Source organism: Mesorhizobium sp. B1-1-5, from assembly GCF_006443065.1.
Lineage (GTDB): Bacteria > Pseudomonadota > Alphaproteobacteria > Rhizobiales > Rhizobiaceae > Mesorhizobium.
The window spans coordinates 1-1620 of record NZ_VFWS01000321.1 but is presented as its reverse complement, the minus strand read 5'-3'; the positions used below and the strand labels follow the sequence as shown (position 1 = coordinate 1620).

Annotated in this window: 2 protein-coding genes and 1 pseudogene; all 3 read right to left on the bottom strand. The window is 65.5% G+C overall.

Translation table 11 applies throughout. The features are described from left to right. A pseudogene (locus FJ980_RS30900) lies at positions 1-139 on the bottom strand (DNA topoisomerase IB); the annotation flags it as partial. Between the two features lie 189 nt (positions 140-328). Then, positions 329-1213: a transglutaminase family protein gene (locus tag FJ980_RS30895; protein ID WP_140522300.1), complete on the bottom strand. Its 885-nt coding sequence runs from the start codon at positions 1211-1213 to the stop codon at positions 329-331. A 14-nt stretch (positions 1214-1227) separates the two neighbouring features. Continuing rightward, on the bottom strand, positions 1228-1620 hold a 393-nt coding region (locus tag FJ980_RS30890; RefSeq protein ID WP_181181367.1), incomplete at its 5' end, for an alpha-E domain-containing protein.

Below are 1620 nucleotides of genomic sequence, written 5' to 3'. Positions count from 1 at the left end.
CCTCGATGCGCGCTCGGGTGGCATCCGAGACCGGCCTTCCGTCAGCTCCCCTGTAGGAAAATCCCTTGCCCGCTTTCAGTCGGCGGATACCGGGCTCGGTATCGCTGACATAGATCAGTGCGGCATCCTCGGCAGAGATCTGAGCGCCGTTCTTTGGTGCGGCCTCGCCGTCGATAGTCAATCCGGATTTCTGCAGCATGCTGGCCCCACGGAAACACCCGTAGATAAGCCTCTGGGCCGAGCACTGGTTCCATTCCTGTCCGAAAAGTCGGCGGCCACCCACGTCGGGCGGAACCCTGCAAGGCGCTTTGCGCAAGCAGGCCTGACGTCAGGTCTTCTCCAGCACCACCGGAATAACGTCGACGGCTTGCTCTCCGACCTGTCCGCCGGTGGTCTTGAGAACGCCGACGATCGGCGCGACATCCGAATAGTCACGGCCATAGCCGACGGTGATGTGATCGTTGGAGGCCCGCATGCCGTTGGTCGGGTCGAACTCCTGCCAGCCGGCATCGCGCCCGCACCACACCTTGACCCATGCATGCATGGCGTCGGCGCCCTCCAGCCTGGCCTTGCCCTTGGGCGGAATGGTGCGCAGGAAGCCGCTGACATAGCCGGCCGGTATGCCAAGCCCGCGCAGGCCGGCGATCATGATATGCGAGAAATCCTGGCACACCCCGCGCTTCAGCCGGAATGCGTCGCCAGCCAGGGTCCGCACGGTTGTCGCCTCGCCATCATAGGTGAAATCGCGGTGGATGCGATTGCAGAGGTTCATCGCCGTACCGGCGGCCGAGCCGCCGACGCTATCGCGCGCATAGGCGGTGATCGCCGCATCGATGCCGGCGTGACCGCTGGCGGCCAGGAAATGGTGCGGTGTATCCGGCGCCAGGGAGCGCATGGCGGCGAGCTCCTGACGCAGCCGGCTAAGATCGGGCGACACGTCGAGCCCGAGTTCCGGTCGCGACACCGCCACGCGCGCGCTCATCCTGATGTCGAGCGCGTCATGCGCGTCGCGGAAGGCGATCGAGGTGACGTTGTTGCCGAAGAAATCGGAAAAATCCGAGCGTTCGTTTGGCGCCGGCGCGAAGGATAGCGACGCTGCGACGACGCGCTGCACGCCGTCGATGGTCGGCGGCAACACGCGGACCTGGTGACGGCCGCCGCCGGCGACGGCGGCGTAGTCGTAGTGAAGGTGAAGCCTGATGTCGTAGAGCATGCCGGAGCGCCGCCTTAACCGAAATAGGCCTTGGCGAGGCTGCTGTAGAGCCCGCCTATCTCGCCGGCGAGATCGTTCAGCGCCTTCACAGTCATGTCCGCTGGCTCCTTGATGGCGATGGCTGTGTTGAGCTGCAGGATTTCCTTGGCCGCAGGCGACATGTGCCCCTCGCCGCCGATCGCCGGCAGCAGCCCGATCTCGGCCTTCAGCCGTTCGAGCTGGAACAGGATGGAACGCGGATTGAGCGGATCGAGCGCCAGAAGGTCGATCACCGTGCGGCGGCCGGCTTGCACAGGGTACTGCCGCCGGTGCGTCATGACGCTGTCGCCGATCTCCAGCATCATGTCGAGCGCGCCGTCCGGCGCCTTGTCGCTGGTCAGCCGGGCGAGCGTGCTGGCGATCTGTAT

What these genes read in the sequence shown, in the direction of transcription:
- FJ980_RS30895 (WP_140522300.1), bottom strand. Translation starts at nt 1,213, where the DNA reads ATGCTCTACGACATCAGGCTTCACCTTCACTACGACTACGCCGCCGTC.